This window comes from Streptomyces sp. NBC_01003, from assembly GCF_045162695.1.
Classification (GTDB): Bacteria; Actinomycetota; Actinomycetes; order Streptomycetales; family Streptomycetaceae; genus Streptomyces.
This window is the reverse complement of the sequence record NZ_CP108707.1, coordinates 838,891-863,812: the sequence shown is the minus strand read 5'-3', so window position 1 is coordinate 863,812 and position 24,922 is coordinate 838,891. Positions and strand designations below refer to the sequence as shown.

General features: G+C 69.7%; 26 protein-coding genes, 1 tRNA gene and 1 pseudogene. 17 read left to right on the top strand and 11 right to left on the bottom strand.

What is annotated here, in order from left to right; all coding sequences use genetic code 11:
* Window positions 1-31 precede the first annotated feature (31 nt).
* Window positions 32-733, top strand: coding sequence for a TetR/AcrR family transcriptional regulator (locus tag OG698_RS04170; protein WP_406101474.1), 702 nt, complete (start codon window positions 32-34; stop codon window positions 731-733).
* A 238-nt stretch (window positions 734-971) separates the two neighbouring features.
* Window positions 972-1,183, top strand: a pseudogene (locus tag OG698_RS04165) (PucR family transcriptional regulator); the annotation flags it as partial.
* A gap of 30 nt (window positions 1,184-1,213) precedes the next feature.
* Here the strand turns inward: OG698_RS04165 and OG698_RS04160 are convergent.
* The gene (locus tag OG698_RS04160; RefSeq protein ID WP_406101473.1) at window positions 1,214-1,750 is read right to left on the bottom strand and encodes an RNA polymerase sigma factor; all 537 of its coding nucleotides are present in this window, start codon (window positions 1,748-1,750) and stop codon (window positions 1,214-1,216) included.
* 170 nt (window positions 1,751-1,920) lie between these two features.
* Between OG698_RS04160 and OG698_RS04155 the strand changes: the two genes are divergently transcribed.
* The 3 genes from OG698_RS04155 to OG698_RS04145 all read left to right on the top strand — a co-directional run bounded on the left by OG698_RS04155 (window position 1,921) and on the right by OG698_RS04145 (window position 5,824).
* Entirely contained in the window at window positions 1,921-4,101 is a 2,181-nt protein-coding gene (locus OG698_RS04155; RefSeq protein WP_406101472.1) for an acyltransferase family protein, read from the top strand.
* 216 nt (window positions 4,102-4,317) lie between these two features.
* Window positions 4,318-4,830, top strand: coding sequence for a hypothetical protein (locus tag OG698_RS04150; RefSeq protein ID WP_406110833.1), 513 nt, complete (start codon window positions 4,318-4,320; stop codon window positions 4,828-4,830).
* A 103-nt stretch (window positions 4,831-4,933) separates the two neighbouring features.
* Window positions 4,934-5,824 (top strand): ribosome-inactivating family protein, encoded by an 891-nt coding sequence (locus OG698_RS04145; RefSeq protein ID WP_406101470.1) that lies wholly within the window; start codon window positions 4,934-4,936, stop codon window positions 5,822-5,824.
* On the opposite strand, the gene OG698_RS04140 is transcribed toward OG698_RS04145, so the two are convergent.
* Both OG698_RS04140 and OG698_RS04135 read right to left on the bottom strand, forming a co-directional pair.
* The gene (locus OG698_RS04140) at window positions 5,805-6,002 is read right to left on the bottom strand and encodes a hypothetical protein (RefSeq protein ID WP_406101469.1); all 198 of its coding nucleotides are present in this window, start codon (window positions 6,000-6,002) and stop codon (window positions 5,805-5,807) included. The two genes, OG698_RS04145 and OG698_RS04140, sit on opposite strands and share 20 nt — an antisense overlap.
* Before the next feature lie 17 nt (window positions 6,003-6,019).
* On the bottom strand, window positions 6,020-6,814 hold the full coding sequence (locus tag OG698_RS04135) for a phytanoyl-CoA dioxygenase family protein (RefSeq protein ID WP_406101468.1): 795 nt from the start codon (window positions 6,812-6,814) through the stop codon (window positions 6,020-6,022).
* A 35-nt stretch (window positions 6,815-6,849) separates the two neighbouring features.
* On the opposite strand from OG698_RS04135, the gene OG698_RS04130 reads away from it, so the two are divergent.
* Together OG698_RS04130 and OG698_RS04125 are read left to right on the top strand one after the other, a co-directional pair.
* Window positions 6,850-7,743, top strand: a complete 894-nt coding sequence (locus OG698_RS04130; protein WP_406101466.1) for a helix-turn-helix domain-containing protein — start codon at window positions 6,850-6,852, stop codon at window positions 7,741-7,743.
* Window positions 7,744-7,838: 95 nt separating this feature from the next.
* A complete protein-coding gene (locus OG698_RS04125; RefSeq protein ID WP_406101465.1) occupies window positions 7,839-8,468 on the top strand; it encodes a hypothetical protein in 630 nt (209 codons plus the stop codon).
* On the opposite strand, the gene OG698_RS04120 is transcribed toward OG698_RS04125, so the two are convergent.
* Window positions 8,456-9,310, bottom strand: a complete 855-nt coding sequence (locus tag OG698_RS04120; protein ID WP_406101464.1) for a helix-turn-helix transcriptional regulator — start codon at window positions 9,308-9,310, stop codon at window positions 8,456-8,458. The genes OG698_RS04125 and OG698_RS04120 overlap by 13 nt on opposite strands.
* Window positions 9,311-9,498: 188 nt before the next feature.
* On the opposite strand from OG698_RS04120, the gene OG698_RS04115 reads away from it, so the two are divergent.
* Window positions 9,499-9,981 (top strand): hypothetical protein, encoded by a 483-nt coding sequence (locus OG698_RS04115; protein ID WP_406101463.1) that lies wholly within the window; start codon window positions 9,499-9,501, stop codon window positions 9,979-9,981.
* Between the two features lie 84 nt (window positions 9,982-10,065).
* Window positions 10,066-10,476 (top strand): nuclear transport factor 2 family protein, encoded by a 411-nt coding sequence (locus OG698_RS04110; RefSeq protein ID WP_406101462.1) that lies wholly within the window; start codon window positions 10,066-10,068, stop codon window positions 10,474-10,476.
* Between the two features lie 27 nt (window positions 10,477-10,503).
* Here OG698_RS04110 and OG698_RS04105 read toward each other — a convergent pair whose 3' ends face one another.
* The 3 genes from OG698_RS04105 to OG698_RS04095 all read right to left on the bottom strand — a co-directional run bounded on the left by OG698_RS04105 (window position 10,504) and on the right by OG698_RS04095 (window position 13,632).
* Entirely contained in the window at window positions 10,504-10,863 is a 360-nt protein-coding gene (locus tag OG698_RS04105; RefSeq protein ID WP_406101461.1) for a hypothetical protein, read from the bottom strand.
* 234 nt (window positions 10,864-11,097) lie between these two features.
* The gene (gene rox, locus OG698_RS04100; RefSeq protein ID WP_406101460.1) at window positions 11,098-12,525 is read right to left on the bottom strand and encodes a rifampin monooxygenase; all 1,428 of its coding nucleotides are present in this window, start codon (window positions 12,523-12,525) and stop codon (window positions 11,098-11,100) included.
* Window positions 12,526-13,134: 609 nt separating this feature from the next.
* Window positions 13,135-13,632 carry a hypothetical protein gene (locus OG698_RS04095; protein ID WP_100593855.1) on the bottom strand — a complete coding sequence of 166 codons (498 nt, stop codon included), beginning with the start codon at window positions 13,630-13,632 and terminating at the stop codon, window positions 13,135-13,137.
* Window positions 13,633-13,882: 250 nt separating this feature from the next.
* Here OG698_RS04095 and OG698_RS04090 point away from each other — a divergent pair, with 250 nt between their 5' ends.
* Window positions 13,883-14,221: a hypothetical protein gene (locus OG698_RS04090; protein WP_406101459.1), complete on the top strand. Its 339-nt coding sequence runs from the start codon at window positions 13,883-13,885 to the stop codon at window positions 14,219-14,221.
* Between the two features lie 76 nt (window positions 14,222-14,297).
* Window positions 14,298-14,810, top strand: a complete 513-nt coding sequence (locus tag OG698_RS04085; RefSeq protein WP_406101458.1) for a hypothetical protein — start codon at window positions 14,298-14,300, stop codon at window positions 14,808-14,810.
* Window positions 14,811-14,853: 43 nt separating this feature from the next.
* Here the strand turns inward: OG698_RS04085 and kdgD are convergent, their stop codons facing one another.
* The gene (kdgD, locus tag OG698_RS04080; RefSeq protein ID WP_406101457.1) at window positions 14,854-15,786 is read right to left on the bottom strand and encodes a 5-dehydro-4-deoxyglucarate dehydratase; all 933 of its coding nucleotides are present in this window, start codon (window positions 15,784-15,786) and stop codon (window positions 14,854-14,856) included.
* 201 nt (window positions 15,787-15,987) lie between these two features.
* Window positions 15,988-17,169, bottom strand: a complete 1,182-nt coding sequence (locus OG698_RS04075) for a mandelate racemase/muconate lactonizing enzyme family protein (protein WP_406101456.1) — start codon at window positions 17,167-17,169, stop codon at window positions 15,988-15,990.
* Between the two features lie 180 nt (window positions 17,170-17,349).
* Here OG698_RS04075 and OG698_RS04070 point away from each other — a divergent pair, with 180 nt between their 5' ends.
* Entirely contained in the window at window positions 17,350-18,225 is an 876-nt protein-coding gene (locus tag OG698_RS04070) for a LysR substrate-binding domain-containing protein (protein ID WP_100593418.1), read from the top strand.
* A 33-nt stretch (window positions 18,226-18,258) separates the two neighbouring features.
* Here the strand turns inward: OG698_RS04070 and OG698_RS04065 are convergent, their stop codons facing one another.
* On the bottom strand, window positions 18,259-19,020 hold the full coding sequence (locus OG698_RS04065) for an IclR family transcriptional regulator (protein WP_406101455.1): 762 nt from the start codon (window positions 19,018-19,020) through the stop codon (window positions 18,259-18,261).
* A gap of 149 nt (window positions 19,021-19,169) precedes the next feature.
* Between OG698_RS04065 and OG698_RS04060 the strand changes: the two genes are divergently transcribed.
* From OG698_RS04060 to OG698_RS04040, 5 genes are all read left to right on the top strand, one after another.
* Window positions 19,170-20,129 (top strand): 5-dehydro-4-deoxyglucarate dehydratase, encoded by a 960-nt coding sequence (locus tag OG698_RS04060; RefSeq protein WP_406101454.1) that lies wholly within the window; start codon window positions 19,170-19,172, stop codon window positions 20,127-20,129.
* Between the two features lie 93 nt (window positions 20,130-20,222).
* The gene (locus tag OG698_RS04055) at window positions 20,223-21,560 is read left to right on the top strand and encodes a gluconate:H+ symporter (protein ID WP_406101452.1); all 1,338 of its coding nucleotides are present in this window, start codon (window positions 20,223-20,225) and stop codon (window positions 21,558-21,560) included.
* A 40-nt stretch (window positions 21,561-21,600) separates the two neighbouring features.
* Window positions 21,601-22,938 carry an enolase C-terminal domain-like protein gene (locus OG698_RS04050; RefSeq protein WP_406101450.1) on the top strand — a complete coding sequence of 446 codons (1,338 nt, stop codon included), beginning with the start codon at window positions 21,601-21,603 and terminating at the stop codon, window positions 22,936-22,938.
* A 60-nt stretch (window positions 22,939-22,998) separates the two neighbouring features.
* Window positions 22,999-23,072, top strand: a tRNA-Met gene (locus tag OG698_RS04045).
* 281 nt (window positions 23,073-23,353) lie between these two features.
* Window positions 23,354-24,643, top strand: coding sequence for a YhgE/Pip domain-containing protein (locus OG698_RS04040; RefSeq protein WP_406101449.1), 1,290 nt, complete (start codon window positions 23,354-23,356; stop codon window positions 24,641-24,643).
* Window positions 24,644-24,678: 35 nt separating this feature from the next.
* Here OG698_RS04040 and OG698_RS04035 read toward each other — a convergent pair whose 3' ends face one another.
* The gene (locus tag OG698_RS04035; RefSeq protein WP_406101448.1) at window positions 24,679-24,855 is read right to left on the bottom strand and encodes a hypothetical protein; all 177 of its coding nucleotides are present in this window, start codon (window positions 24,853-24,855) and stop codon (window positions 24,679-24,681) included.
* Between the last annotated feature and the right edge of the window lie 67 nt (window positions 24,856-24,922).

The following is a 24,922-nucleotide window of genomic DNA, read 5'->3' as shown; positions in this document are numbered from 1 at the left end:
GGGTTCCGCGTGGCCCAAGTTCGGTACGCCCTTGATCTGGACCCGTGCGGAGCCGCCGAAGCGCCGGCAGAGCCCGCTGGAGCGGGACGACATCGTGCGGGCCGCGACGGCGGTCGCCGACGAGGGCGGAGCGGAGGCCCTGACCATGGCCGCGGTCGCCCGACGCCTCGGGCCGTACACGCCGATGGCGCTGTACCGCCACGTGATGAGCAAGGACGGACTCGTCGACCTGATGCTCGACGCCGCCACCGCGGAGATTCCCGTGCCGGCGGAGCCGGGCCCCGACTGGCGCGCGGACCTGCGAGGGATCGCGATGGAGAGCTGGGCCATGGCGAAGAGACACCTGTGGTTCGCGCAGCTCGTCCCGACCCGCCCCCCGCTGGGTCCGCACATGCTGCACCGCACCGAGTTCCAGCTGCGTGTGCTCGTGGGGCGCGGCGCCGCCTTGGGGGAGGCTGTCGCGTACGCCGCCCTGCTCGACCGGCATGTCTTCGGTGGCGCACAGCAGGAGGCCGAGGAGCACGCCATGCGCCGCCGGCTGGGAATCGACACGCCCGAGCGGCTGGCCGCGGCGGTCAACGCGGTCAGGGGAGTGGCGCAGCAGGGCGGGCACGAACTGCTGGCGCGCTGGATGGAGGAACCGTCCGGGCCCGATATGGACGAGCAGTTCGCACTCAGCCTGACGTTCCTGCTCGACGGTATTGAGGCGCGTCTGCGGGACTCGGAGGAGTGAGAGGTCAGGTGAGGGCGGGTACTCCGGTGAAAACCGGTGGACGGGTGCGGCGGCGCACGACTGCGATGGCTCAGGATGCCTGCCGTAGCGGCGGGCCGGGACGAGGAACTGTGGTCGGCGACGACGAATTCCGCGGAGGCGCGCCCTGCGATCGGTGAGGCCCTCGTCAGGCTCCTGGTCGACGGGGAGTTTCCCCAATGGGCAGGGCTACCAGTGAAGTTCGTGGACCCGGTCGGCTCTCACCGCCTACTTTGATGTGGGCTGCGTCGGCGCGGCGGCGGCCCGGCGGCGGCCCGCCGGCTCTCGCTGAGCGTGCGCGCCCTGACGTACCGCCAGGAACGTGTCCACCAGCCGACCGGCGCGGGCCCGGCCGACCCGGTCCACCGGTACACACTGCGGACCGCGGTGATCGGAGCGCGCCTCCTCGACAGGCCGTCCGTCGACTTCTGAACCGGCGTGCGGGTCGCTGCCTTCGTGGGCTTACGCGTCGACGGACGCCCGCAGCCGCGCCCTCGCCCGCGACAGGCGCGAGCGGACCGTGCCAGGTGCCACGCCCAGAATCTCGGCGGCGGCCTCGGAGTTGAGCTCCGACCAGCCGCACAGGAGGACGACATCGCGCTCGGCGCGGTTCAGCGCGTCCAGTGCCGTGCGGGCGGCGGCGACCTGTTCGGCGTCCGCGATGCGGTCGACCACCTCGTCTGCGAAGTCCGGCAGGTGCTCGCAGGCGGGCAGCCGGGCCAGGGCCGCGCGATGACGGCGGGCCGAGCGGGACTGGTTGCGCAGGACGTTCAGGCCGACGCCCAGGACGAACGGCCGGAGCGGGGCGTCCTCGCGGCGCACCGTCTGCCGGAGCCGCCATATCTCCAGGAAGGTGAGCGACACGACGTCCTCGGCCTGCGCCCAGTCGCCCGTCGCGCGCAACGCCATGCGGTGCACCTCGGAAGAGGTGTCGTCGAAGAGCTCCGCGAAGGCATCGGCGTCACCCGCCCTGATCCGGGCGCGCAGTGAGTCCTCCATGACCGCATGTCTCCGTTCCGCGGCAGCCGTTGCGTGAGCCACGCCATGGTGCCGGGCGCCGGCGCAACACCGGACGACTCGCAGGCGCCCTGCCGGTGAACACCTGGTTGAGTGCTCAAAAAGAAGGGTGCGCGGCCGCAACACACGGGTCTGACCGGACAGTCCCAGACGTGACCAGGACTCCGTACGCCGTAATTCGCGCAAGAACGCACGCCGGACAGGCAGCAACCGAACCCGCCACGCAGTCGACGGGGACGGTGGAAGAGAAGCCGGCGTCCGACGCCGGGCGCACCTCACCCCCGCCGGGCGCGACACACGCCGCGTCTGGGCAGCGCCCTGACATCCAGGGGCTCCGGGCCCTCGCTGTCACTCTGGTCGTCCTGGGCCACGCCGGGGTCACACGGTTCAGCGGCGGCTACGTCGGGGTCGACGTCTTCTTCGTGATCTCGGGCTTCCTCATCACGTCCTCGCTCCTGCGCGAACTGTCCGCCTCCGACCGCATATCGATCCGTGCGTTCTACGCCCGCAGGGCGCTGCGCCTGCTCCCCGCCTCGGCCCTCGTCGTCCTGGTGACCCTCGCCGGATCGTGGCTGTTCCTGTCGAAGATCCGTTTCGCCGAGTACATGAGCGACGCGTTCGCCAGCGCCCTGTACGCGGTGAACTTCCGCCTCGCGGCCACGGGCACCGACTACCTCGCGGAGGGCAGCCCTCCGTCCCCGTTCCAGCACTTCTGGTCGCTGGCCGTCGAGGAGCAGTTCTATCTGGTGTGGCCGCTGCTCCTGCTGCTCGGCTGGCGGCTGTCGAGGCGGCGCCGCGCGCTCCTGGCGATACCCCTGGTGGCGCTGTGCGCGCTGTCGTTCGGGCTGAGCGTCTACGTGACCGGGCAGTCGGCGCCGTGGGCCTACTTCGGTTCGCACACGCGCGCCTGGGAGCTGGGCGCCGGAGCGCTGGTCGCGCTCGCCCTGCTCCGGCCTCCGCGTCTGCCGTCCGGCGTGGCCGTGGCGATGACGTGGGCCGGTCTCGCCTGCATAGTCGCCGCCGCGCTGCGCTTCGACGCCGACACGCCCTTCCCGGGAACGGCCGCGGCGGCACCCGTCATCGGCGCCGCCCTCGTCATCGTCGGCGGCACCTCGCCCGCGTGGCCGGGAGCGCGCCGGATGCTCACCGCACGGCCGGTGACCTGGCTCGGCGGCCTGTCGTACAGCTGGTACCTGTGGCACTGGCCGTTCCTGGTCATCGGGCCGAAGGCGCTGGACAGGCCTGCCGGCACGCACCTGGAGCTGGCCCTTGGTGTGACCGCTCTGCTCCCGGCGTGGCTGACCCTGCGCCTGATCGAGAACCCGGTGCGCTTCCACCGGGCCCTGCGCGGCCGCCCGGGCCGTGGCCTGCGGCTCGGCCTCGCCCTGACCGCCGTCACCGCGTCCACCGCGCTGATCGCGGCGGCCTTCCCGCCGTCGATCAGCTCCGGCGAGCCCGCTCCCGTACTCAAGGACGCCCTGGCCTCCGCCCCGGACCCCGGCGCGCGCCTCACGCAGGCCCTCGGCACGACCGGCACCCGCCTGCCGGACAACCTCACACCGCCACTCACAGGGATCACGGACGTACGGTCCGCCGTGTACCGGGACGGGTGCCACCAGAACTACGCCAGCACGAGCGCACCCATGTGCGTGTACGGAGACCGGTCCTCGAAGGATGTCGTCGTACTCTTCGGCGACTCCCACGCGGCCCAGTGGTTCCCGGCGCTCAACGTCCTTGCCCTGCAGCACCATTGGAAGCTGATATCGATGACCAAGGCCTCCTGCAAGGCGGCCACGGTCACCATCGTCAACGCACGCCGTCCCTATACGACATGTGACCGCTGGCGCGCCGACGCGCTCTCGCGGATCGAGAAGCTCCGTCCCTCACTCGTTCTCGTGTCCTCCTCCGACGCGGGCACCCCGGCGCAGACGATGCGCGACCCGCTCGCGGGATGGACCGACGGCTACGTCCGGACGTTCCGGAAGCTCTCGCGATCAGGCGCCCGGGTCGTCGCGCTCCTCGACACACCCTGGCCTCGCGAGGACGTACTCGACTGCGCTGCCATCCACCCCCTGCACCTGCGGGACTGCTCGGTCCGCGTCCCCGAGGCGTTGCACGACGTGACCCGCAGGAACGCCACGAAGGCAGCGGCACGCTCGACCGGCGTCTCCGTGATCGACCCGCAGCCCTGGCTGTGCACGACGCACGGAGACTGTCCCGTCGCGGTGTACGACACCTTCGTCTACCGGGACGAAAGCCATGTGGCAGAGGGCTACGCCGAAGCCCTGGCGCCCGTCCTGGGAAGGGCGTTGGAGGTCAGGAGCGGAAGCTGAGCACCTGTCCGCCCAGGACCGTCACGTCCAGGGCCTCTCGTGACTCGCGTTGAGCGATCGTTAAAGGAATGTCGATCACCGTTCCCTAGCGTTTCACTCGCATCGATCACCGATCAACAGCGAGGTGAAGTACGCATGTTGTTCCGCACGCGAGGTACGGGAAAGGCTTCTTCCTTACGGGCCGGGGCGAATCCGCCCCGGCGGCGGGCCGCGATCATGGCCGGGGTGCTCGCGAGTGTGTCCGCGGTGGCGCTGGGGACGGCTTCCGCCGCGTCGCAGGGTTCGGAGAAGCCGACGACGGCCGCTGCGCAGGCGGCTCCCGCGGCCGACCCGGCGCGTGAGCACTGGCAGCCGCCGACGGTCCAAAGCGATGGTCCCGCGGACCCGCAGCCAGGCAAGATCAACACCGACTACCTGATCAGTGAAGTGTCACCGGCGCAGTTCAGGGGCTATTGGTACCAGTCCCACGTCAAGGGGGTCAGTGTCACCTGGGTGGCGCCCTCGGGGCGGGATCCGTACAACGGCTGGGACTGGATCGAGATCCAGGACAGCAACGGCAAGCGCGTCACGTGGGACTGGGCCTGCGGCAACGCCAACTGCGGCGCGTACGGCTCGACCCTGATCGACGCGAACCTGACGAAGGGCGCGGAGTACAAGGCCCTCTACTACAGCGACGGGGGCCGGGTCACCAGGGGCACGCTGCAGGCCGAGTTCGAGTTCTGGGCCTGACATGGGAGACACAGAAGAGATGACGCGAAGGGGCGAACGGGCCGAACGGTCTGAACGCGGGCCGGTGCGCCGGCGGTTGGTCAGCGCGGCTGTGGTGGTTTCGGTGCTGGCGGGCACGCTGGGCGCGGGAGGGGCGGTCACCTACGGCGCACCAGCCCGGATCGGGCAGGACCACAGCGCCCGCGCCCAGCCACAGCCCCAGGAGCAGGCACAGCCGAGGGCGGTGACGGACGACGAGGATTTCGCCGACCTCTACACCCGCACGGTCGCGAACGTCCGCAACGCGATGCTGGGGGACGAGAGCGTCCGACGGCCCGGCGCCGGCCACCTCATCCAGAACCCCGACCCCAATGCCTTCCAGTCGATCAACATCGGACGGTTCACCGAGGACGAGTTCATCCTGGGCGGTATGGTCCGAGGAGTCTTCCGCCGGTCCGACAGCTATCTGCTGGGGTTCTACGTGGAGAACAGGGACGCGAGCCGCCGGGTCTTCTACACGTTCACCGAGCAGGTGGACGGCCGCACGAGGGACATGGTCCCGGGCAACGTGTACCCGGGCGTCCGCAGGGAGCACTTCGGCTGGGGCGTCAACTACCGGAATCTCCCCGGAACCACGATCAGCCGGGGCCGCCTGCGGAGTGCGGTGCGCGACATCTTCCACCATGACCCGAACACGAGCACCCACACGCTGGCGACCGGAGTCGAGGCGCTGGCCGTGGCCCTGTCCGAAGGGGCGCGGTTCCAGGCGATTCCCGCGTACATCACCCAGGCGATCCGTGGCGGGAGGGACTGGGAGGTGCGCAGCCACGCGGACGAGATCACGAGCTGGGACCAGCGGTCCCAGGTCGTCATTCAGGCACGCGCCGCCGACCCCAGCGGTACCGGTGAGGTGTGGCAGCAGCGCCGTGAATACCGGTGGAACGGGGCCTGGGTGCTGCTGACCGCGCTGGATCTGGCCCGCCGGATGTACCTGATCAAGCCGCCGCAGCGCTGACCCCGTCACCGAGGGCGGCCGCCGCCGTGCTCCACCTCGTGCCGGAGGATGCACTGCTGCCACTGGGCCAGAGCTGCGGCGCGGTCGCCCCGGCGTCCTCTGCGGCGAAGATGAGCGCGTCGACGGCCATCGCGGTCAGACTCGGGGGAGGGCGGGCCAGGCCCCGCGAACCCGGCATGATCCGAACGAGAGCCGCTAGTGCGGCGACGTGACCGGGAACTCCGTACCGCAGGGGCCGCCCCCCTCCGCCTCGGCCAGGAAGACCTCCTGGCCCTCCAGCGTGAACGTGCGGTAGTGGCGGGCGATGCGGCGGGCCGAACGCGGGGCGTAGTGGCACACGAAGCTGCGGCGGAACCGGTCCGTGGTCGTGTTCGGCTCGGAGCCGTGGACCAGGCTGCCGTTGAAGAAGAGGACGTCGCCCGGCTCCATGTCGACGGGCACGCGCGCGAGGCCCGCCGGCGGTGGCACGTACTCCCTCGTGAAGTACGTGTCGGGGTCGGCCTCCTCGGGGCAGAAGAGGTCCATGAGGTGCGTGCCGGGGACGACTTCGAGCCCTCCGTTGTCGCGGTCCACGTGGTCGAGCGCCACCCACGCCGCGACACAGGTGCCCGGCTCGACCCGGAGATAGAAGTTGTCCTGGTGCAGCGCCTGCCCGCGTGCGCCGGGAGGCTTGAAGTACAGCATGCTCTGCGCTGCTATCGGCTCCTCGTCGATCAGCTCGGCGACGATCGCGGTGATCCTCGGGTCGAGCAGGTAACGCATGGCGGTGTCGTCGATCAGGTGGGGGTGCATGATGCGTGGGTACTCGCGCAGCGGATCGTGCGGGCCGTCAGGATTCTGCGCCGACGGCAGGAAGTGCCCTGGTACAGAGCCTCGTCGGGGATATTCCATGAAGCTGTCGGTGAGCGCGGCCACCTCTTCGCGTGACAGGAGCTGGCGGGCGATCGCGTAGCCCGAGGCCTCGAAGGTCGAGATATCGACTGTGTTCATACAACGACCGTAGAACCGCGCCGGTGTGCCAGGCTATGCGCGTGTCCGCCACAGACCTTCGTGAAACTGCTGCTCCGCCCCCGGGTGTCCTGATCGTCGGCCGCCACGACGGGCAGCCCGACTACGCGGTCCGCAGGACGGCCGGCGCCCCGAGCTGGCTCCTGTTGTGGACGGAGTCCGGTGCCGGTCACGTCCGCCAGGGCGGCGCCGGGACGGTTGCGGGACCCGGGAGCCTGGTGCTGCTCGCGCCGGGGGTACATCACACCTACCGGACCGCGCCGGACGCCGACCACTGGGGGCTGTGGTGGGCCCACTTCCTGCTGCGCCCCGGCTGGGAGCAGCGCCTGCGCCCGTACGACCTCGGCAGCGGCTGTCACGTCATGCCCGATGTCCACCCCGGATCCCGTACCGGCGTCGCCGCGGCGCTGCGGCAGGCGCACGCCGACAGCCGCTGGACCGGCGCCGGCGCTCCGCCCCGCCCGATGAGCGCCACGCGCCGCACCGTCCCGGCCTCGGTGGCGACGGGCCCGGACGCCGCCGCGCTGGCCCTGGGCTCCGTGGAGCGCGCCCTGCTGCTCGCCACCTCCCCGTCCGGCGTCACCGGCCCCGGCGACGCGCGCGTGCGCCGCGCCCAGGCCCTGATCGACGCCGACCCGGCAGCCGCGCACACCGTCGACTCCCTTGCCACGGCGGTGGCCCTGTCACCTTCACGGTTCGCCCACCTGTTCGCCGAGGAGACCGGCTCCACGCCGATGCGAGCCCTGCGGGAGGCGCGGCTGCAGCATGCGGCGTGCCTGCTGACGGGTACCGAACTCACCGTGGCCCAGGTGGCCGCGGCCTCGGGCTTTGCGGGGCCGTTCCACTTCAGCCACGCCTTCCGCGGCAGGTACGGATCGCCTCCGAAGGAATACCGGTCAGCCGCCGGATGAGGACCGGCCCACGGGACGGACGCGGTGTCACGCAGGCGCGGACAACATGGCTCGGCGGCCCCCACAGACGGCTCGGCGATGGCAGAGTCTCGCCCATGCTGACCTTGACGACGCCGATGCGCGGACGGTGCGCCGCGCTCGCGCTCCTGCTGAGCGCTGCTGCCGTGACGCTGACCGGCTGCGGCGAGGAGCACGCCGCGGACACGGCGGCCGGACTGCCGACCTCATCCGCGAGTTCCAGCCCGCCTCCCTCACCTTCTTCCGCCACGACGCCTCCTTCCGCTTCCCCTTACGTGGAGCCCGGAGTGGTGGACGGCGCGCCGCACATCGGCGACAACAACGCCTACCGCCGCGCCGGCGACATGTCGCCCGCCAGCGAGAAGGACGCGCGGCGGGAAGCCGCCCGCATCGAGCCCGTGCTCAAGCGCCTCTGGGGGCAGAAGGAGTGGGACCCCGAGACCGTCCGCGCGGCACTCCTCAAGCTCGGTTACGCGCAGGAGGGGAGCGGCGACGGGGGCGAGCGGGCCGGCGGGACGCTGAGCGTACGGGGGATGGACGCGCGCTACGAGACCGACCAGTACGTCACGCCCGAAGGCGCACAGGTCGGCCTTCGCGTGCATGCCGACGCATGCGTCACGGCGTTCGTGCAGAAGACGAACTACGAGGTCGACGTCAACGGCCCGTACATGGAGACCGGCTGCTTCGAGCCGCCCTACGGCCACTGAGCGCCGGGCTGGTGGCCGGCGAGTGTCTGGGTGCCGATGACGCCGAGGAGCGCGAGACGCTCGGCGTCCTGGGTGCCGGGCTCGGCGGTGTAGATGATGATGCGCAGGCCGGTGCCCGCGACGCTGAGGATGTCGCAGTCCAGCGTCAGGGCGCCCACCTCGGGATGATCGATGGTCTTGCGCGACGCCGCGGCCTGCCCGACGGCGCCGGAATCCCACAGCTCGGCGAACCGGTCACTGTTTGCGCGCAGTTCCGCGATCAGCCGCCGCAGCCGCTGGTCCTGCGGATAGCGGCTCGCCGCCGCACGCAAGTCGGAGACCTGCGCCGTCTCGAGCGCGCGCAGGGACTCCGGCGTGTGGCGGACGCGGCCGGCCGCGCCGAGGAAGTTGCGCCACACCGCGTTGCGCTCGTCGCCGTGCCGCTCGCCCATCAACGCCGTGTACAGGGGGTTGGCCAGCAGAAGCGTCCAGGTGGCGTCGGAGACCGCGACGGGCGTCCCGGTCAGCCGGTCCAGCATTCGCTGGACACTCGGCGTGATGAAGGCAGGCACCGTGCCCTGCCCCGGCGGTACGAGCCCGGCCAGGTGGAACAGGTGCTCACGCTCGGTCGCGGACACACGCAGCGCCCGGCCCAGCGCCTCGACGACCTGCTCGGAGGGGTTGGTGGCGCGGCCCTGTTCGAGGCGGGTGACGTAATCGACGGAAATGCCGGCCAGCATGGCGAGCTCCTCGCGGCGCAGCCCGGGCGCGCGCCGGCCACCGCCGACGGGCAGCCCGGCCGCCTCCGGCGGGACGCGGTCGCGCCAGCGCCGCACCGTGTGCCCGAACTCCGTGGTCGCCATGACTCCACTGTGCACCGCCCGGCGCGGATCTACCTGGTACTGGGAGTCCCACCCGGTGAGCGCAAACCCGTGACGATCAGGCGATGAGCACAACCTGTTGATGCCTTCGAAGGTCTACTCCGGGCAAAGCGGCGAGCTGTGCTCCATGAACTCGCCCGCGCCGAACGCCTGTGAAGGGTGCCTGGCTCGTGTTCGTCTTTCTGGCACTGCCCGCTCTGGTCGCGATCCCCGTCTGGGTCGTCGCGGTGGTCGTCAAGCTCCTCTCCGTCGCCCTTCCCGGCCGCCGGGCGGACTGGTCCCTGCATCTGCCGCGTTGGTGTGCCGCGATGGCGGCGGCAGCGGCAGTCGGCCTGTACGTGCTGGGGCTCGGCGCGGTGCAGTTGTCCGAACACGAGTCGGAGAGCGGCGCGTCCTCGTCTCCGGCGCCCTCGTGCCGCGACGCCGTCGACGACAACACCCTCCAGCACCTGGTCGGGCACCGGACTTCCTATGTGCCGCTGCGCTTCGACTGCGTGCTGGACGACGGAACCACGTACCCCAGCAGCAGTGGCTACGCGTGGCTGAACGGCCTCACCGCCGCGTTCGGTGTAACCGCCGGCCTACTGGTGGTGACGGCCGGGTTGGTCACGGAGGCCAGGGCCCGGGCGCACACGAACGGAGCTAGCGTATGAGCGTGGGGGAGAGACGTACGGGGCGTGGAGACGCGGCGACCGAGGCCCGCCCGCGCCGCGCGTCGAAAGGACGGTGAGCCGGCCATGACGGACGACGAGCGGCAGATTCGGGCCCTGGTCGAGCGCTGGGCCGCGGCGGTGCACGCGGGCGACATGAAGGGCGTCCTGGCCGACCACGCCGACGACATCGTGATGTTCGACGTACCGCCGCCCCACGACGGCGTCCGCGGCCTCGACGCCTACCGCGAGACGAGGCCGCCGTTCTTCGAGTGGCAGGCACAAGGGGCCGTGTTCGACCTCGTGTCGCTCGACGTCACCGCCGGCGACGATGTCGCCTACGCCCACGCTCTGCTGCACTGCGGAGCGCCGGACGATCTGGCCGCGCAGCCGGAGAACCGCCTGCGCCTGACGCTCGGGCTGCGCAAGGAAGAGGGACGCTGGACCGTGGCGCACGAGCACCACTCGTTCCCCGACACCTCGGGCAGCGACGCGTAGGCCATGAGCCGTGGAGCGGGGGTTGGTTCACACGGACTCCTGCCCCCTGATGAGGGCGGCGGGGAGTTTGCCGTGCAGCACCTGTTCCTTGGGGAGGGTGAGGTGGAACTGCTCCTCGACGACGGCGAGAGACTTGGTGTGCGCCGTGTCCCGGCTGTCCTCGTCGGGGACGCCCGCCGCCTGGAGGGCGGCGCGCACCAGATCGGGACGTGAGCCCCTGATGTCATGCGACCACGAATGCATATACACGTCGAAGCCGCACACGTACTCCCCGTTGTGGAAGTACGTGAACTCGGGCGGCGGCAGCTTCGGGTTCCGGCTCTCGTAGTACAGCCGGAAGACGTGTGCGCCGCCCTTCGACACCGCGAGGAGGGGGCCGGTGCTCATAGGGATCCAGGCCGCGTGCCGGCGTGATGCAGTAGCCGGTCCAGGCGATCTCTTCGCGGGCGATCCAGCCGAGTCCGTCGCTCATCTCTCTCGTCCTGTGCAGGTCGCGGGGGACCACCCATGGCGGCCGTCCCCCGCGCCGTCGCTCAACCGACGGGGCCGGTTCTGTCGAGGTGCTGCTGCCACCTGCTGTCGCACTTCACGACTGCCGCACTCGCGTCCGGTCCTACGCGCTCAACTGGCAGCAGTACCGAACCACTTGGACAAGTGGCTGAGCAGATCCGGCTGATCCTCACCGACCCACGCCACGTGCCCGTCCGGCCGCAGCAGTACCGCAGGCACGTCCAGTCGCTCGCTGACGTCGACGACGTGGTCGACCCGGTCCGCCCAGCCCTGCACCGAGAGGTTGCCTGTCCGGTCGAGGAGCAGCCCGCGGCCCTCGTGCATCAGCTCGTACAGGCGGCCCCGCTTCAACTCCACGTCCCGCATCCGACGGCCGAGCAGTTCGTGACCCTCGCCGAAGTCGTAGCTGACTCCGACCGCGGTGATGATCCCGGTCACGTACCGGTTCACCTCCTCGAAGTCCATCAGCTTCGAGAGCAGCTCCCGCAGCGCGGCCGCGCCCGGATCGGTGCCCAGCAGGGTGATCTGCGCACGGGTGTTGTCCAGCACGCGGGCACCCACCGGGTGCCGCTCGGCGTGGTAGGTGTCCAACAGCCCCTCCGGGGCCCAGCCGTTGACCGCTGCGGCCAGTTTCCAGCCGAGGTTGAAGGCGTCCTGGACGCCGAGGTTGAGCCCCTGCCCGCCGGTCGGCGGGTGGATGTGTGCCGCGTCGCCGACAAGGAACACCCGGTCGACCCGGTAGCGCTCTGCCTGCCGGGTGGCATCGCCGAACCGGGACAGCCAGCGCGGCGAGTGAACGCCGAAGTCGGTGCCGGCGATCGCCAGCAGCTGCTGCTTGAAATCGTCGAGGGTCGGCGCGGTCGCACGGTCCTCGGCCACTTCCGCGGCGGGCACGCTGATGCGGTATATCCCGTCCCCCTGGGGGATGAGACCGAACCGCAGTTGAGTCTTGCGGACATCCTCGACGACGGCCGTAATCGTCTCCGGATCCTCGGTCGCCCCCATTTCGCCCAGCAGCGTCTCGACCGTGGCGGGTTCGCCGGGGAAGCCGACGCCGACCTGCTTGCGCACCACGCTGCGGCCGCCGTCGCACCCGACGAGGAAGCGCGAGCGCAGTTGCGTGCCGTCGGTCAACTCGACGGTCACCCCGTCTTCGTCCTGGCTCACCGCGGCCACCTCACACCCGCGCCGGATCTCGGCCCCGAGTTCGAGCGCACGCTCATTGAGCAGGCGCTCGGTGACCGGCTGCCAGGCCTTGACGCCGAACGGGTGGGCGGTGTCCAACTGGTCCGGCCACGGCTTGACGATGCCGCCGAAGAGACCGCCGACGCTGAACTTCTCGCCGACCTCGAGGAACCGGTCCAGCAGGCCGCGCTGGTCCATCATCTCCACGCTGCGCGCGTGCAGGCCTTGTCCGCGGGACTCCTTCGTCGGCTCGTTCAGCTTCTCCAGCACGACCACGTTCACGCCGTGCAGCCGCAGCTCACTGGCCAACATCAAACCGGTCGGTCCGCTGCCCACAACGATGACGTCGATCATGAAATCCCCTACGTGACGAGTTGACTGTCGGCCGGGCGGTCCGCGAAGTCCGGCAGCGATGACGACGATGACGAGGATCGCGCATGCCCCGTACATGAACAAAGCTCATGTACAACGCGAATCTCTGACTTTCGCAGGTCCTGGCCTAGGCCGGCCATTCTGCGGCAGGACCGGGGCCTTGCCGCAAGGCCCCCTGTGCGCTATATGTTGAAGAGGGCAAGGGAGTGGACACTCTCCTTGCCCTTTGTCGTCTGCCGGGCAGTCAAGGCCGGCCAGGCTTCCGTGACGACCACGGCAGCAGTCCCGGCGTCCGCAACGTCAGTGCAACGCAAGCCCGTTGACTTGGCCAGAGCGCCCCGGGCCGCCCGCGTGTAGCCGAGCCGTACTGAATTTCTTGCATCTGCCGAGACGGTCAGAGCGGACTGCATTTCGAGGACACGAATGCTGTCGACGCTGAAGAGTACGTACTGCAAGGCGGAGAATACTGCGATAAAGCGCGGCCCGTGAGATCGTGACCGACGGCCGTGCTTTTGAATGCCCTGTGAAAGGGAGATACGCGTGGCCCGTACCGGACGTCTCCGGTACGGGCCACCGCCAGGCGGGTGCGGGCTAGTTGACGGCCGCAAGGTCGGTGATCTTGCGGGTCTGGAGGTCCGACTGGACCTTGATCTTGGTGACCTCGGGGTTGGCGCCGTCGCTCCAGGTGAGCGTGACGAGCGAGGTCGCGTGGCCGGCGCCGGATCCCGTGTAGTCGACCTTCCACTTCACGGGCACGTTCTGCGCGAACAGGATCCCGTCGGCGTGCTCCTTCGCCTCGAACGCGGCAACCTTCTTCTGCGCCGCCGCCGACAGGTAGAAGGAGCGCAGCGCCTTCGCGTTGGCGCCGGCGGCCGGGTCCTCGTTGTCCCAGATCGAGTCGATGTACGCACCGTAGAAATCGGCGACGCGGTTGGTGGTGCTTCGCGGGTCGCCCTGGGACGGCGCGGGGGCGGCGACGGCCGTGGTGTGGGCGGACGTGCCGGCCAGGGCCGGGGTGATCGCGGTGAGGGAGAGCGTGGCCGCGATAGCGGCGGAGGCGAAGAGAGCGGTGCGGGTGCGAGCGTGCATGGTCGGTGAAACCTTCCCCGTCATTCGGTGCCGCAGTGAATCCTGCGGGCTCCTGGTCACGGGATAAGACTGCACTCGCGGTCCGCCAGTTCCATCATTCTTCGAATTCTTTTTGCGCGTGGCCGCGCGAATGGAATTCATAAAATGGTTGTGCGGTCGGATGCAAAAATGACGGCAAAATCGCGCCTGTGTGCAGGGCCTGAGTATCCGTACTCAGGCCAGGATCCGGTCGGCGCGGAAGCATGGGGGCGTGTTGGGTTGGGTGGTCGATCTTGTCGTGGCGGTGTTGGTCACCGGCCTCGAGGTGGTGGCTCTGGCGTTGTTCTGGTTCCGGGAGAGCTTGAAGGTCTGGGCGGCGCAGGGGAGTCCCGTTCCCGGCGGGACACGTCGGATCGTCGTGGTGCTGGGTGTCGGCTCAGCGCTGCCCGGCCTGGCCGCCGTCGGCTTCTTCGAGGTGGACTTGCGGGCGGCAGCCGTCTCGCAGGTTCTGGTGGCATCGGTGCTGGGCTCGATACTCGTGCTGGGCCTCGTGACGGAGGCCGGCCGGTGGATCTCCCGGAGCCGGCGAAAACGAAGTGCGGAACGCTAGTTGGTCTGCCCCAGGGCCATGGCGCAGGCCGGCGGCGAGCTTGTCCGTACGGCGGGTGTCTCCGTAGGTTGACCCGATGGGTCTCTTCGACAAACTGACCGGCACCAGGCATCCCGACACCGGTGTCGTACCGCGCCCGGTCGGAGAAGTCCGCGCCGCGCTGCTCGCGATCAACGGGCCCGACGTGCCGTACGTCGTACGCAATGGCACCCCGGCCGAGGGTGCCGACCTCGTCGCCGAGTGGCGGGTCACGGAACCGGCCTGGCGCACCTTCTTCTCGCGGAGTCGGATGAGCCGGACGCTGAAGACGAGGATGCGCCTGGTCCCGGAGAGCAATGAGGTTCGCGCGCTCGACGAGCAGTGGGAGGTCACGTGGGTCGGGGACACGCCCAGGCTCGCCCGGTCCCGTGAGTACTCCCGAGGGCAGGTGACCACGGTGAGCCGGCAGTGGGAGGTCAAGCGGGGGTCCGACGGCCGCCTGCACAAGACGGAGGTGTTCCGCTTCGACCCCGCGGAGATGAAGGACCCGTTGCAGAACGCGATCCTCGGCGCGGGGTGGACATGGCGCGGAGTGGTGTTCAAGCTGTGACCGGCCGGCCCGCCACATCGGTGGCGGGCACTCCGACGGGACGTCAGGCCGAGGGCGTGGGCAGGCCGTTGATCAGCGCGGCGAGCTCGGCCAGTTCGTCCGGAGTCAGGTCGGTCAGTGGCGGCCGGACCGGGCCCGCGCTGTGGCCGACCGCGGTCATGCCCGCCTTCACGATGCTCACCGCGTAGCCGGGCCGCCGGTTGCGGATCTCGGTGTACGGCAGGACGAAGTCGCCCAGGAGCTTGATGACGGCGTCGTGCTTGCGCTCGCGGACGGCGCCGTAGAACTCGAGGGCGAACTCGGGCAGGAAGTTGAAGATGGCCGACGAGTAGGTGGTGACGCCGAGTTCGAGGTAGGGGAGAGCGAACGTCTCCGCCGTGGGCAGGCCGCCGATGTAGGTGAGGCGCTCGCCGAGACGGGCGTAGATCCGCGTCATGGCGTCGATGTCGCCGACGCCGTCCTTGTAGCCGATGAGGTTGGGGCAGCGGTCGGCGATGCGGGCGAGAGTGGGTGCGGTGTAGACGGCGTTGGCGCGGCTGTAGACGATGACGCCGAGCGAGGTGGAGCGGCACACGGCCTCGACGTGGTCGGCCAGGCCCTCCTGCCCGGCCTCGGTGAGGTACGGCGGGAAGAGCAGGATGCCGTCGGCGCCCGCGCGTTCCGCGGCCTGCGCGTACTCGACGGCCGTACGTGTGCCGTATCCGGCCGGCGCCAGGATGGGCGTCGACTCGGGGGCGCTCTGCACGGCGGCGGCGACGACGCGCTCGACCTCGGCGCCCGTCAGAGAGAAGAACTCGCCGGTGCCGCCGGCGGCGAACAGGCCGCCCACCTCGTACCCGGCCAGGCGCGTGATGCTGTCGCGGTAGGCGCTCTCGTCGAAGGAGTGGTCGTCGGCCGTGAAGTGGGTGACGGGGAAGGACAGCAGGCCGGATCCGATGCGCCTGCCGAGCTCTGACGGGGTGTAGGAAGACGTCATCTGCGTTCTGCTCCTGGAGTCGAGGTAGGGCGTGATGGGTGCCCCCGGTGACGACGCTACGAGCAACGACTCATGCCGGTCCAACACTGATTTCGCATCCGGCGATACAGGATCGGTATTAAGCGAGTGGGGGAGGTGCGGGCATGCGTCCGGCGCCCCCTTGAGGAGGCGCCGGACGAGTGAGTGTGATGCCCTGAGGCGTCAGTGGCGCTTGCCGGCCTCATGGGTGGCCTGGGTCCAGGCGCGGGCCTGGTCGGTGAGGGTGATGCCGAGGCCGGGGCGGGACGGGACGTGCATGCGGCCGTCGCTGATGGTGAGGCGCTCGTTGAACAGCGGCTCCAGCCAGTCGAAGTGCTCCACCCACGGCTCGATCGGATAGGCGGCCGCGAGGTGGAGGTGGATCTCCATGGCGAAGTGCGGTGCCAGCTGGAGGTTGTGGTGCTCCGCGAGCGCCGCGAGCTTGAGGAACTGCGTGATGCCGCCGATGCGCGGGGCGTCGGGCTGGATGATGTCCGCCGCGTTGTGGCGGATCAGCTCCCAGTGCTCGGCCACGCTGGCGAGCATCTCGCCGGTGGCGATGGGGGTGTCGAGCGAAGCGGCGAGCGCGGCGTGGCCCTGGGCGTCGTAGGCGTCGAGCGGCTCCTCGATCCAGACGAGGTCGAACTCCTCCATGGCCCGGCCCATCCGCTGGGCGGTCGGCCGGTCCCACTGCTGGTTCGCGTCGACCATCAGCGGGGCGTCGTCGCCGATGTGCTCGCGGACGGCGGTCAGGCGGCGCAGGTCCTGCTTGCGGTCGGGGTTGCCGACCTTGATCTTGATGCCGCCGATGCCACTCGCCAGGGAGGCGGACGCGTTGTCGAGCACCTGCTCGGTCGGGGTGTGCAGGAAACCGCCGGAGGTGTTGTAGCAGCGTACGGAGTCGCGGTGGGCGCCCAGGAGTTTGGCCAGCGGCAGGCCCGCGCGCTTGGCCTTGAGGTCCCACAGGGCCACGTCGTACGCGGCGATGGCCTGTGTGGCCAGACCGCTGCGGCCCACCGAGGCACCGGACCAGGCCAACTTCGTCCAGATCTTGCCGATGTCGCTGGGGTCCTCGCCGAGCAGATTGTCGGCGATCTCCCTGGCGTGGGCGAACTGGCCGGGGCCGCCGGCCCGCTTGGAGTAGCTGAAGCCGATGCCCTCGTGCCCCTGCTCGGTCTCCAACTCCACGAAAAGGAACGCCACTTCGGTCATGGGCTTCTGACGCCCGGTGAGGACCTTGGCGTCGCTGATCGGCGTGGCCAGCGGCAGCGTTATGGAGGAAAGCCTGATCCAGGAGATCCTGTCGAGCGTCGCCTCGCCTGCGACGTGCGCGGCGTTGGTGGTCGTGTGGGTCTTCGTCACCACTGCGTGTCCCTGGGGTGTGAGGCGGATGCGACCGGCCGACACGGCAGGCCGCGCCCGGCCGTGTCGGCGGGCCCTGTCGGTCTGCGGCCGACGGAGGCGTTGACTCCCCTTGAAGCTAGAGTCGGCGATTGATCCACGTCCAAGACCAATTTTGCATGCGCTGATACCCGGAGAGAATCATTGTTCACGCTGGCACAGCTCGTGAGCTTCGTGGCGGTGGCCGAGGAGCTGCACTTCACCCGCGCCGCGGAGCGCCTCCAGATGACGCAGCCCCCGCTGAGCCGGCAGATCCAACTCCTCGAGCACGACCTCGGAGTACAGCTCCTCGACCGCACCAACCGGTCCGTGCGGCTCACCCCGGCAGGCCGCACCTTCCTCAACGAGGCGCGCCACATCCTGCGGCAGTCCGAGCACGCGGCCCTCGCCGTACGGCAGGTGTCGGCCGGTGAGGCCGGAGCCATCGCCATCGGATTCACGGCGGCCAGCGCGAACTCGGCCCTCGGCACCCTGCTCGAAGTGGCCCGCTCGGCCATGCCTCGAGTGGAGGTCGTGCTGCGCGAACTGGTCACCCGCGATCAGCTGGAGGCCATCACCGAAGGCTCCCTCGACCTGGGCATGATCCGCCCCGCGAACACCGGGCCCGACCTGGAGACCCGGCCCGCCGTCAGGGAGGGTCTGCTCGCCGCCCTGCCCACCGGCCATCCGCTGGCCGCGCGCGAGGGGGACCTGCGCGTGGAGGACTTCGACGGGGAGCAGGTGCTGATGTACTCGCCGGTCGAGGCCCGCTACTTCCACGAGCTGCTCGTCAGCATCTTCCGCGCCGCCCAGGTCGCACCCGTCTTCACCCAGTACCTCAGCCAGGTGCACAGCATTCTGGCGATGGTGAACGCAGGCTGGGGCATCGCCCTGGTCCCGGAGGCCGCGGCGCAGATGAGGTTCAGCGGGATCACGTACAAGCCGCTGTACCTGAGGGAGCCCAAGCCGGTCGAGCTGAATCTGGTGTGGCGCAAGAACAACGACAATCCGGCGTTGGAGGCCCTGCTCCGGCACCTGTGACGAAGCTCAGGGCGCACCTCCCGTCGCACCGACTCACCGCCAATCAGGCGCCCCCGAGCGAGGTGACAACGCCGCCTCGATCTTCGTCTGTACGTCCCGCATCACGGCGACGACGCGTTCCTGACGTTCCCCGGTGAGGCGAGCGACCGGGACCGAGCAGCTGATGGCGTCGACCGCCGGTGCGTCGTACCGCAGGGCGAAGCCGAAGCCCGCGATACCGGTCACCGTCTCCTCGTGGTCGAGGGAGTGGCCCCGCTCGCGGACACCCGCGAGGTCGGCGAGAAGCGCGGCTCGGTCGGTGTGCGTGTTCGCGGTGAGGGCGGCCAACGGGCCGTCGCCGAGCGGTAGTTCGCCGTCCGCACGCTCGGCGAGGAGCGCCTTTCCGAGGGCGCCGGCGTGCGCGGGGACCCGGCGGCCGACGCGGCTGATCGTGCGCAGGTACTCGTGGGACTCGCGGGTCGCGAGATAGACCACGTGCGGACCGTCGAGCCGCGCCAGGTGGATCGTCTCGCCGAGCGCGTCCGACGCCTCGTCGAGGTACGGGCGCACGGCGCGCACGCGTGGGTCGCTGTCGAGGTAGCTCGTACCGGTGAGGAGGGTGCGGATCCCGATCCCGTACAGCGAGCCGGTGGTGTCCGTGCGCACCCAGCCGCAGTCGACGAGGGTCCGCAGGAGTTGGTACATGCTGCTGCGCGGCACGTCCAGTTCCTCGGCGAGTTCGTCCAGGCGCGCGGGCCGGTCGTCCCTCGCCGCGAGCAGCTCCAGCAGCGCGACCGTGCGCAGTGCCGACTTCACCCCGCGAACCCCTGATGTCACTTGTGTCCCCCTGCTTGCCGGTGCCGGTCATCGTAAATCGGCGGCGCTTCACCCATTGACCCGGCCAGTTCACCGACTTAGCCTCCATTCCCATACATGGACGCCATCTGCATATGGGGATCAGATCTATGAACGAGATCGGCACGCAACCCGAGGATGTCGCGCAGAAGCTGCGTGACGGGATGACACGGGGGGTGCTGTCCTTCCCGCTCACGAGCCTCAGGGACGACGGCAGCCTCGACATGGACGCCTACCGGACGTATCTGACCGTCCAGTTGGCCGACGTGCCGGGCGTGGTCTTCCCCGCCTGCGGAACCGGGGAGTTCTTCTCGCTGGACGAGGAGGAGTACCGAGCGGTCGTCAGGGTCACGGTCGAGGTCGCCGACGGGCGGCTGCCGGTGGTCGCGGGTATCGGCTACGGCTGGGCGCAGGCGCTGCGGTTCGCCCGGATCGCGCAGGAGGAGGGCGCGGACGCCCTGCTCGTGCTGCCGCACTACCTGGTCGGCGCCCCGCAGGACGGGCTGGTGGAGCAGTTGCGCCGGATCGCCGCGGGCACCCGGCTGCCGCTGATCGCGTACCAGCGCGACCAGGTCGCCTTCAGCGCCGATGCCCTGCGCCGGATCGCCGAGATCCCCACCGTCATCGGTCTGAAGGACGGGCACTCCGACCTCGACCGGCTCCAGCGCCTGACACTCGCCGCACCCGACGGCTTTCTCTTCTTCAACGGCGCCGCCACCGCCGAGATGCAGGCCCGCGCCTACGCAACCGTCGGCGTGCCCGCCTACTCCTCCGCGGTCCACGCCTTCGCGCCCGAGATCGCGAACGCCTTCTTCACCGCACTGCGCGCGGGCGACGACGAAGCGGTGAACAAGCTGCTGCGCGACTTCTACGTTCCCCTGGTGGACTTGCGCGACCGCGTCCCGGGCTACGCCGTCTCCCTGGTCAAGGCCGCGGCGCGGCTGCGGGGTCTCCCGGTCGGCCCCGTACGCGCCCCGCTCACCGACCCGTCCCCGGCCGACCTCGCGGATCTCGAGAAGGTGCTGGACGCCGGGCTGAACCTCGTCGGAGCCGTACGGCGCGTCAACTGAGCTTCAGGCGCACGTAGTTGAAGCCCTGTCACTTCGATGCGCTCACCCCCGTAACCGCCCGACTCGTGCTCCACAGTTCAAAGGGGAACTGACTTGCCTCTCGTCGTAGTGGGAATCAGCGTTCTGATTCTGCTCTTCCTCATGACCAGGCTGAGAATGAACGGGTTCGCCGCCCTCCTCCTCGTGGCGATCGGCGTCGCGCTGGTGCAGGGGATTCCGGCGGCGACGATCCCGGACGTCCTCTCGGAGGGCATCGGCGGCCAGATCGGCGACACGATGCTGACCATCGGCCTCGGCGCCATGGTCGGCCGCGTCATGGGGGACTCCGGAGCGGCGCAGCGAATAGCCAACCGGCTCCTCGACGCCTTCGGACCGCGCTGGGTCCAGGTGGCCATGGTGGTCACGTCCATGCTCATCGGCGTCACCATGTTCTACGAGGTCGCCTTCATCATCATCGTGCCCATCGCGTTCACCCTCGTGCGGGTCACCGGCGCGAAGCTGCTGTGGGTCGGGCTGCCGATGTCGATCGCCCTGTCCACCATGCACAGCTTCCTCCCGCCGCACCCCGGCCCCACCGCCGTCGCCGCGACCTTCCACGCCTCCGTCGGACACACCCTGTTCTACGGTCTCTTCATCGCCGTACCTGCCGGAGCGCTCATCGCCCTCGCATGGCCGCGCCTGCCGTTCGTCAAGGCGATGAACCCGTCCATCCCCAAAGGCCTGGTCAGTGACCGCGAGTTCACCGACGAAGAGATGCCAGGCATGGGCTGGTCGCTGCTCGTAGCCCTCTTCCCCGTGGTCCTGATCGCGGGCGCCGCGGTGATCGACATGGCCACGTCCGGCGAGAGCCCGCTCCTGCACGCGGTCGCGTTCATCGGCTCGGCACCGATCGCGCTCATGCTGACGCTGCTCCTGGCGATCTGGGCCTTCGGGCCGCGCATCGGCCGCAGCCTTTCGGACGTCAGCGCCTCCTGCGCCTCGGCGGCCCAGGCGATGGCGATGATCCTGCTGGTCATCGGCGCCGGCGGCGCCTTCAAGAACGTCCTCGTGGAGGGCGGAATCTCCGACTACATCAAGGACGTCACGGACAGTTGGGCCATCTCGCCCCTCATCCTGGCGTGGCTCATCGCGGTCATCCTCCGCGTGGCCCTCGGCTCGGCGACGGTCGCCGTCGTCACGGCGTCCGGCGTGGTGCTTCCGCTGCTCGCGGGCAGCGGGATCCACCCCGAAATCATGGTGCTCGCCGTCTCCTGCGGGTCGATCGCGTTCTCCCATGTGAACGACCCCGGATTCTGGCTCTTCAAGGAGTACTTCAACCTCTCGGTCATCGAGGCGATCAAGGTCAGGACCACGTACACGACGGTGCTCGCGGTGCTGGGCCTGGGCGGCGTACTTGCCATGGAATGGGCCTTGGACGTCCTGAGCCTGTGACACACATCAACCCACACACCTTCTGACCACAGGAACCGCAATGACCTTGAGCAAGCAGCCGACCGTCACCGCGTTCGCCGTGTATCCGGTCGCCGGCCGGGACTGCATGGAGCTGAACCTCTCCGGCGCGCACGGCCCCTACTTCACCCGCAACGTCGTCGTCCTCCAGGACTCGGAAGGCCGCACCGGTCTGGGCGAGGTGCCGGGCGGCGAGAAGATCACCCAGACCCTGCGCGACGCCGAGTCCCTCGTGGTCGGCGCGAAGGTGGGCGACTACAAGCGTGTCCTGGGCGAGATCGGAGCCAGGTTCGCCGACCGCGACGCCGGCGGACGAGGCGCCCAGACCTTCGACCTGCGCACCACCGTCCACGCCGTCACCGCCGTCGAGTCGGCGATGCTCGATCTCCTGGGCCAGCACCTCGAAGTCCCCGTCGCGGCACTCCTCGGCGACGGCCAACAGCGCGACTCCGTACGGGTGTTGGGCTACCTCTTCTATGTCGGTGACCCCGGCCGCACCGACCTGGAATACGTCCGCGAACCCGACGCGGCCGTCGACTGGCACCGCGTCCGGCACGAAGAGGCCCTGACACCCGAAGCGATCGTCCGCCAGGCCGAAGCCGCGTACGACCGGTACGGATTCCGTGACTTCAAGCTCAAGGGCGGCGTCCTGGAAGGCGCCGAGGAGGTCAGGGCCGTACAGGCGCTGAAGGACCGCTTCCCCGAGGCCAGGATCACCCTCGACCCCAACGGCGCGTGGTCGCTGCGCGAGGCGATCGAGCTGTGCACCCCCCTGTCCGGCACCCTCGCCTACGCCGAGGACCCCTGCGGAGCCGAAGGTGGCTACTCCGGCCGGGAGATCCTCGCCGAGTTCCGCCGCGCCACGGGCCTGCCCACCGCGACCAACATGATCGCCACGGACTGGCGCCAGCTCACCCACGCCCTGGCCCTCCAGTCGGTCTCCATCCCTCTGGCCGACCCGCACTTCTGGACCATGCAGGGCTCGGTCCGCGTGGCCCAGCTCTGCAACGCGATGGGCCTGACCTGGGGCTGCCACTCCAACAACCACTTCGACATCTCCCTCGCCATGGTGACCCACTGCGGAGCCGCCGCTCCCGGCGAGTACAACGCCCTGGACACGCACTGGATCTGGCAGGAAGGCCTGGAGCGCCTCACCACCGCCCCGCCCCGGATCGTCGACGGTGAGATCGCCGTGCCCGACGCCCCGGGCCTGGGTGTCCAGCTCGACATGGACCGGCTCCTCGCGGCCCACGACCTCTACAAGACGAAGGCCCTCGGCGCGCGCGACGACGCCATCGGCATGCGGCATCTCGTCCCGGACTGGCAGTTCGACAGCAAGCGCCCGTGCCTCGTCCGCTAGCGCTCGGCGGGCACATGGTCATGGGGACCGGCTGCGATGGCGTACGGTGGTGTCTACCGACGCGGGGTGGAGCAGCTCGGTAGCTCGCTGGGCTCATAACCCAGAGGTCGCAGGTTCAAATCCTGTCCCCGCTACTGACGGTCAAGGCCCGGATCCTTCTGGATCCGGGCCTTGCTGTGTCTGGAGGCGTGTCTGGAGCCGATGCGGGATGCGGGCCCGGTCACGCGGCGGGGTGGCCACACGAGCGGACTGCTGGTGCGGGCACCTGGAACACCCTTGGTCGTACGGCCTCGGCCGTGTTGGTCGTCGCGGACGGCCGTCGCGGCAGAGAAGGTGGCAAACGCACCTCAATCGGGCCTTTCCGGCGGCCCTTAGGTGCGATCACCCGGCCCGGCGCCGCGAACCGAGGAGAATCATGGACGACGACAGCGCACCCCGCCACGCCGCAGCCAAGGCGCGCGCCTCCGCACTCGTGCGTCGCCCGAAGCTGTGGCTGGTGCCCACCATTCTGACCGGGATGCTCGCACTGTTGCTGTCCCTGCTCTACATGGGCGGCATCGTGAACCCGAACCGCGACTTGCGGAACCTGCCCATCGCGCTGGTCAACTCGGACCGCGGCAAACCCCTGCCGGGGCAGAGCCAGAACCTGGGGACGCAGGTCGCGCAGGCCGCTCTTGCCAACACCTCCGGCGGCAAGGTCGACTGGCATCCGCTCACCCGCGGCAAGGCCCAGGACGAGCTGGAATCGGGCAAGGTCTACGGTGCCCTCGTCATCCCGCCGGACTTCACCGACTCCATCGGCGCGCTCACCACCAGCAAGGCCACGCAGCGGCCGACACTGACCGTGCTGACCAACCCCGGCATGGGCAGCCTCGGCTCCTCCCTTGCCGGCAGGATCAGCACGACGGCAGCCGAGCGGGCCTCCCAGGCCATCGGCAAACAGCTGACGGAAGCCAACGCCGGCCGACAAGTCACGCCCACCGCACGCCTGTTGCTCGCCGATCCGATCAGTGTCACGACGCAGGTGGGGCACCCCATCGGAGACCACAGCGGTCTGGGTCTGAGCGCCTTCTACTACACCCTGCTGCTCGTTCTGACCGGGTTCCTGGGCGCCAACCTCACCAGCATGGGCGTCGACACCGCTCTGGGCTACGCCGACAGTGAGATCGGCCCCTGGCACGCCCGCCGCCCCACCGTGCCGATCAGCCGTACGCAGACGCTGCTGCTGAAGATGGTGATGAGCGCCGGCATCACGCTCCTCACGACCACATTGATCATGCTGGCGACCGTCGGGATCCTCGGCATGGACGCCTCACACCTGCCGCTGCTGTGGATCTTCTCCTACTGCGCCACCCTGGCGGTCAGCCTGGGCGTCCAGGCCATCAACGCGGCCTTCGGCGGGATCGGGCAGCTCGTGTCCATGTTCGTGTTCATCGTCCTGGGGCTGCCGTCGTCGGGAGCGACCATTCCGCTGGAGGCGGTCCCCGGCTTCTACCGCTTCCTCGGCATTTTCGAACCCATGAGGCAGCTCAGCGGCGGAGTCCGCTCCATCCTCTTCTTCGAAGCGCGAGCCGATGCCGGTCTTCTGCGCGCCTGGATCATGATCGCGGTCGGCTCCGTCATCTCCGCGGTCTTCGGGTTCGCGATGACCCGCTACTACGACCGCAAGGGGCTGCACCGCCTGACCCCGCAGCCGTCCGAGTGACCCACGCGGGGGATCGGCAGGTGAAGGCCCGGGACTTACGCAGCCTTCACAACCTCGCCACGTACCGCCGCGGACCACTCGATGACGAGAACTTCGTACTCCCGGCGCTGCGCCGCGCTCAACCGGCCACCGCTGCGCAGCATCAGGCAGCGAATCTCTTCGTTCAAATCGTCGGCGGACCGCACGGAACCAGGGATCGGAGTGGTGGACATGTGAAGAAGCCTAGAGGTTCGGTGTGACAATCGGCGTCGCTGTGCCGCGGGGCGGAGGTCGGGAGTC

Coding starts and splice junctions, on each gene's coding strand:
- OG698_RS04160 (WP_406101473.1), bottom strand. CDS start 1,750: ATGGAGGACTCACTGCGCGCCCGGATCAGGGCGGGTGACGCCGATGCC.
- OG698_RS04150 (WP_406110833.1), top strand. CDS start 4,318: ATGGCCGGGGTGCTCGCGAGTGTGTCCGCGGTGGCGCTGGGGACGGCT.
- OG698_RS04140 (WP_406101469.1), bottom strand. CDS start 6,002: ATGCCGGGTTCGCGGGGCCTGGCCCGCCCTCCCCCGAGTCTGACCGCG.
- OG698_RS04135 (WP_406101468.1), bottom strand. CDS start 6,814: ATGAACACAGTCGATATCTCGACCTTCGAGGCCTCGGGCTACGCGATC.
- OG698_RS04130 (WP_406101466.1), top strand. CDS start 6,850: ATGCGCGTGTCCGCCACAGACCTTCGTGAAACTGCTGCTCCGCCCCCG.
- OG698_RS04125 (WP_406101465.1), top strand. CDS start 7,839: ATGCTGACCTTGACGACGCCGATGCGCGGACGGTGCGCCGCGCTCGCG.
- OG698_RS04120 (WP_406101464.1), bottom strand. CDS start 9,310: ATGGCGACCACGGAGTTCGGGCACACGGTGCGGCGCTGGCGCGACCGC.
- OG698_RS04110 (WP_406101462.1), top strand. CDS start 10,066: ATGACGGACGACGAGCGGCAGATTCGGGCCCTGGTCGAGCGCTGGGCC.
- OG698_RS04105 (WP_406101461.1), bottom strand. CDS start 10,863: ATGAGCACCGGCCCCCTCCTCGCGGTGTCGAAGGGCGGCGCACACGTC.
- rox (WP_406101460.1), bottom strand. CDS start 12,525: ATGATCGACGTCATCGTTGTGGGCAGCGGACCGACCGGTTTGATGTTG.
- OG698_RS04095 (WP_100593855.1), bottom strand. CDS start 13,632: ATGCACGCTCGCACCCGCACCGCTCTCTTCGCCTCCGCCGCTATCGCG.
- OG698_RS04085 (WP_406101458.1), top strand. CDS start 14,298: ATGGGTCTCTTCGACAAACTGACCGGCACCAGGCATCCCGACACCGGT.
- kdgD (WP_406101457.1), bottom strand. CDS start 15,786: ATGACGTCTTCCTACACCCCGTCAGAGCTCGGCAGGCGCATCGGATCC.
- OG698_RS04060 (WP_406101454.1), top strand. CDS start 19,170: ATGAACGAGATCGGCACGCAACCCGAGGATGTCGCGCAGAAGCTGCGT.
- OG698_RS04050 (WP_406101450.1), top strand. CDS start 21,601: ATGACCTTGAGCAAGCAGCCGACCGTCACCGCGTTCGCCGTGTATCCG.
- OG698_RS04040 (WP_406101449.1), top strand. CDS start 23,354: ATGGACGACGACAGCGCACCCCGCCACGCCGCAGCCAAGGCGCGCGCC.
- OG698_RS04035 (WP_406101448.1), bottom strand. CDS start 24,855: ATGTCCACCACTCCGATCCCTGGTTCCGTGCGGTCCGCCGACGATTTG.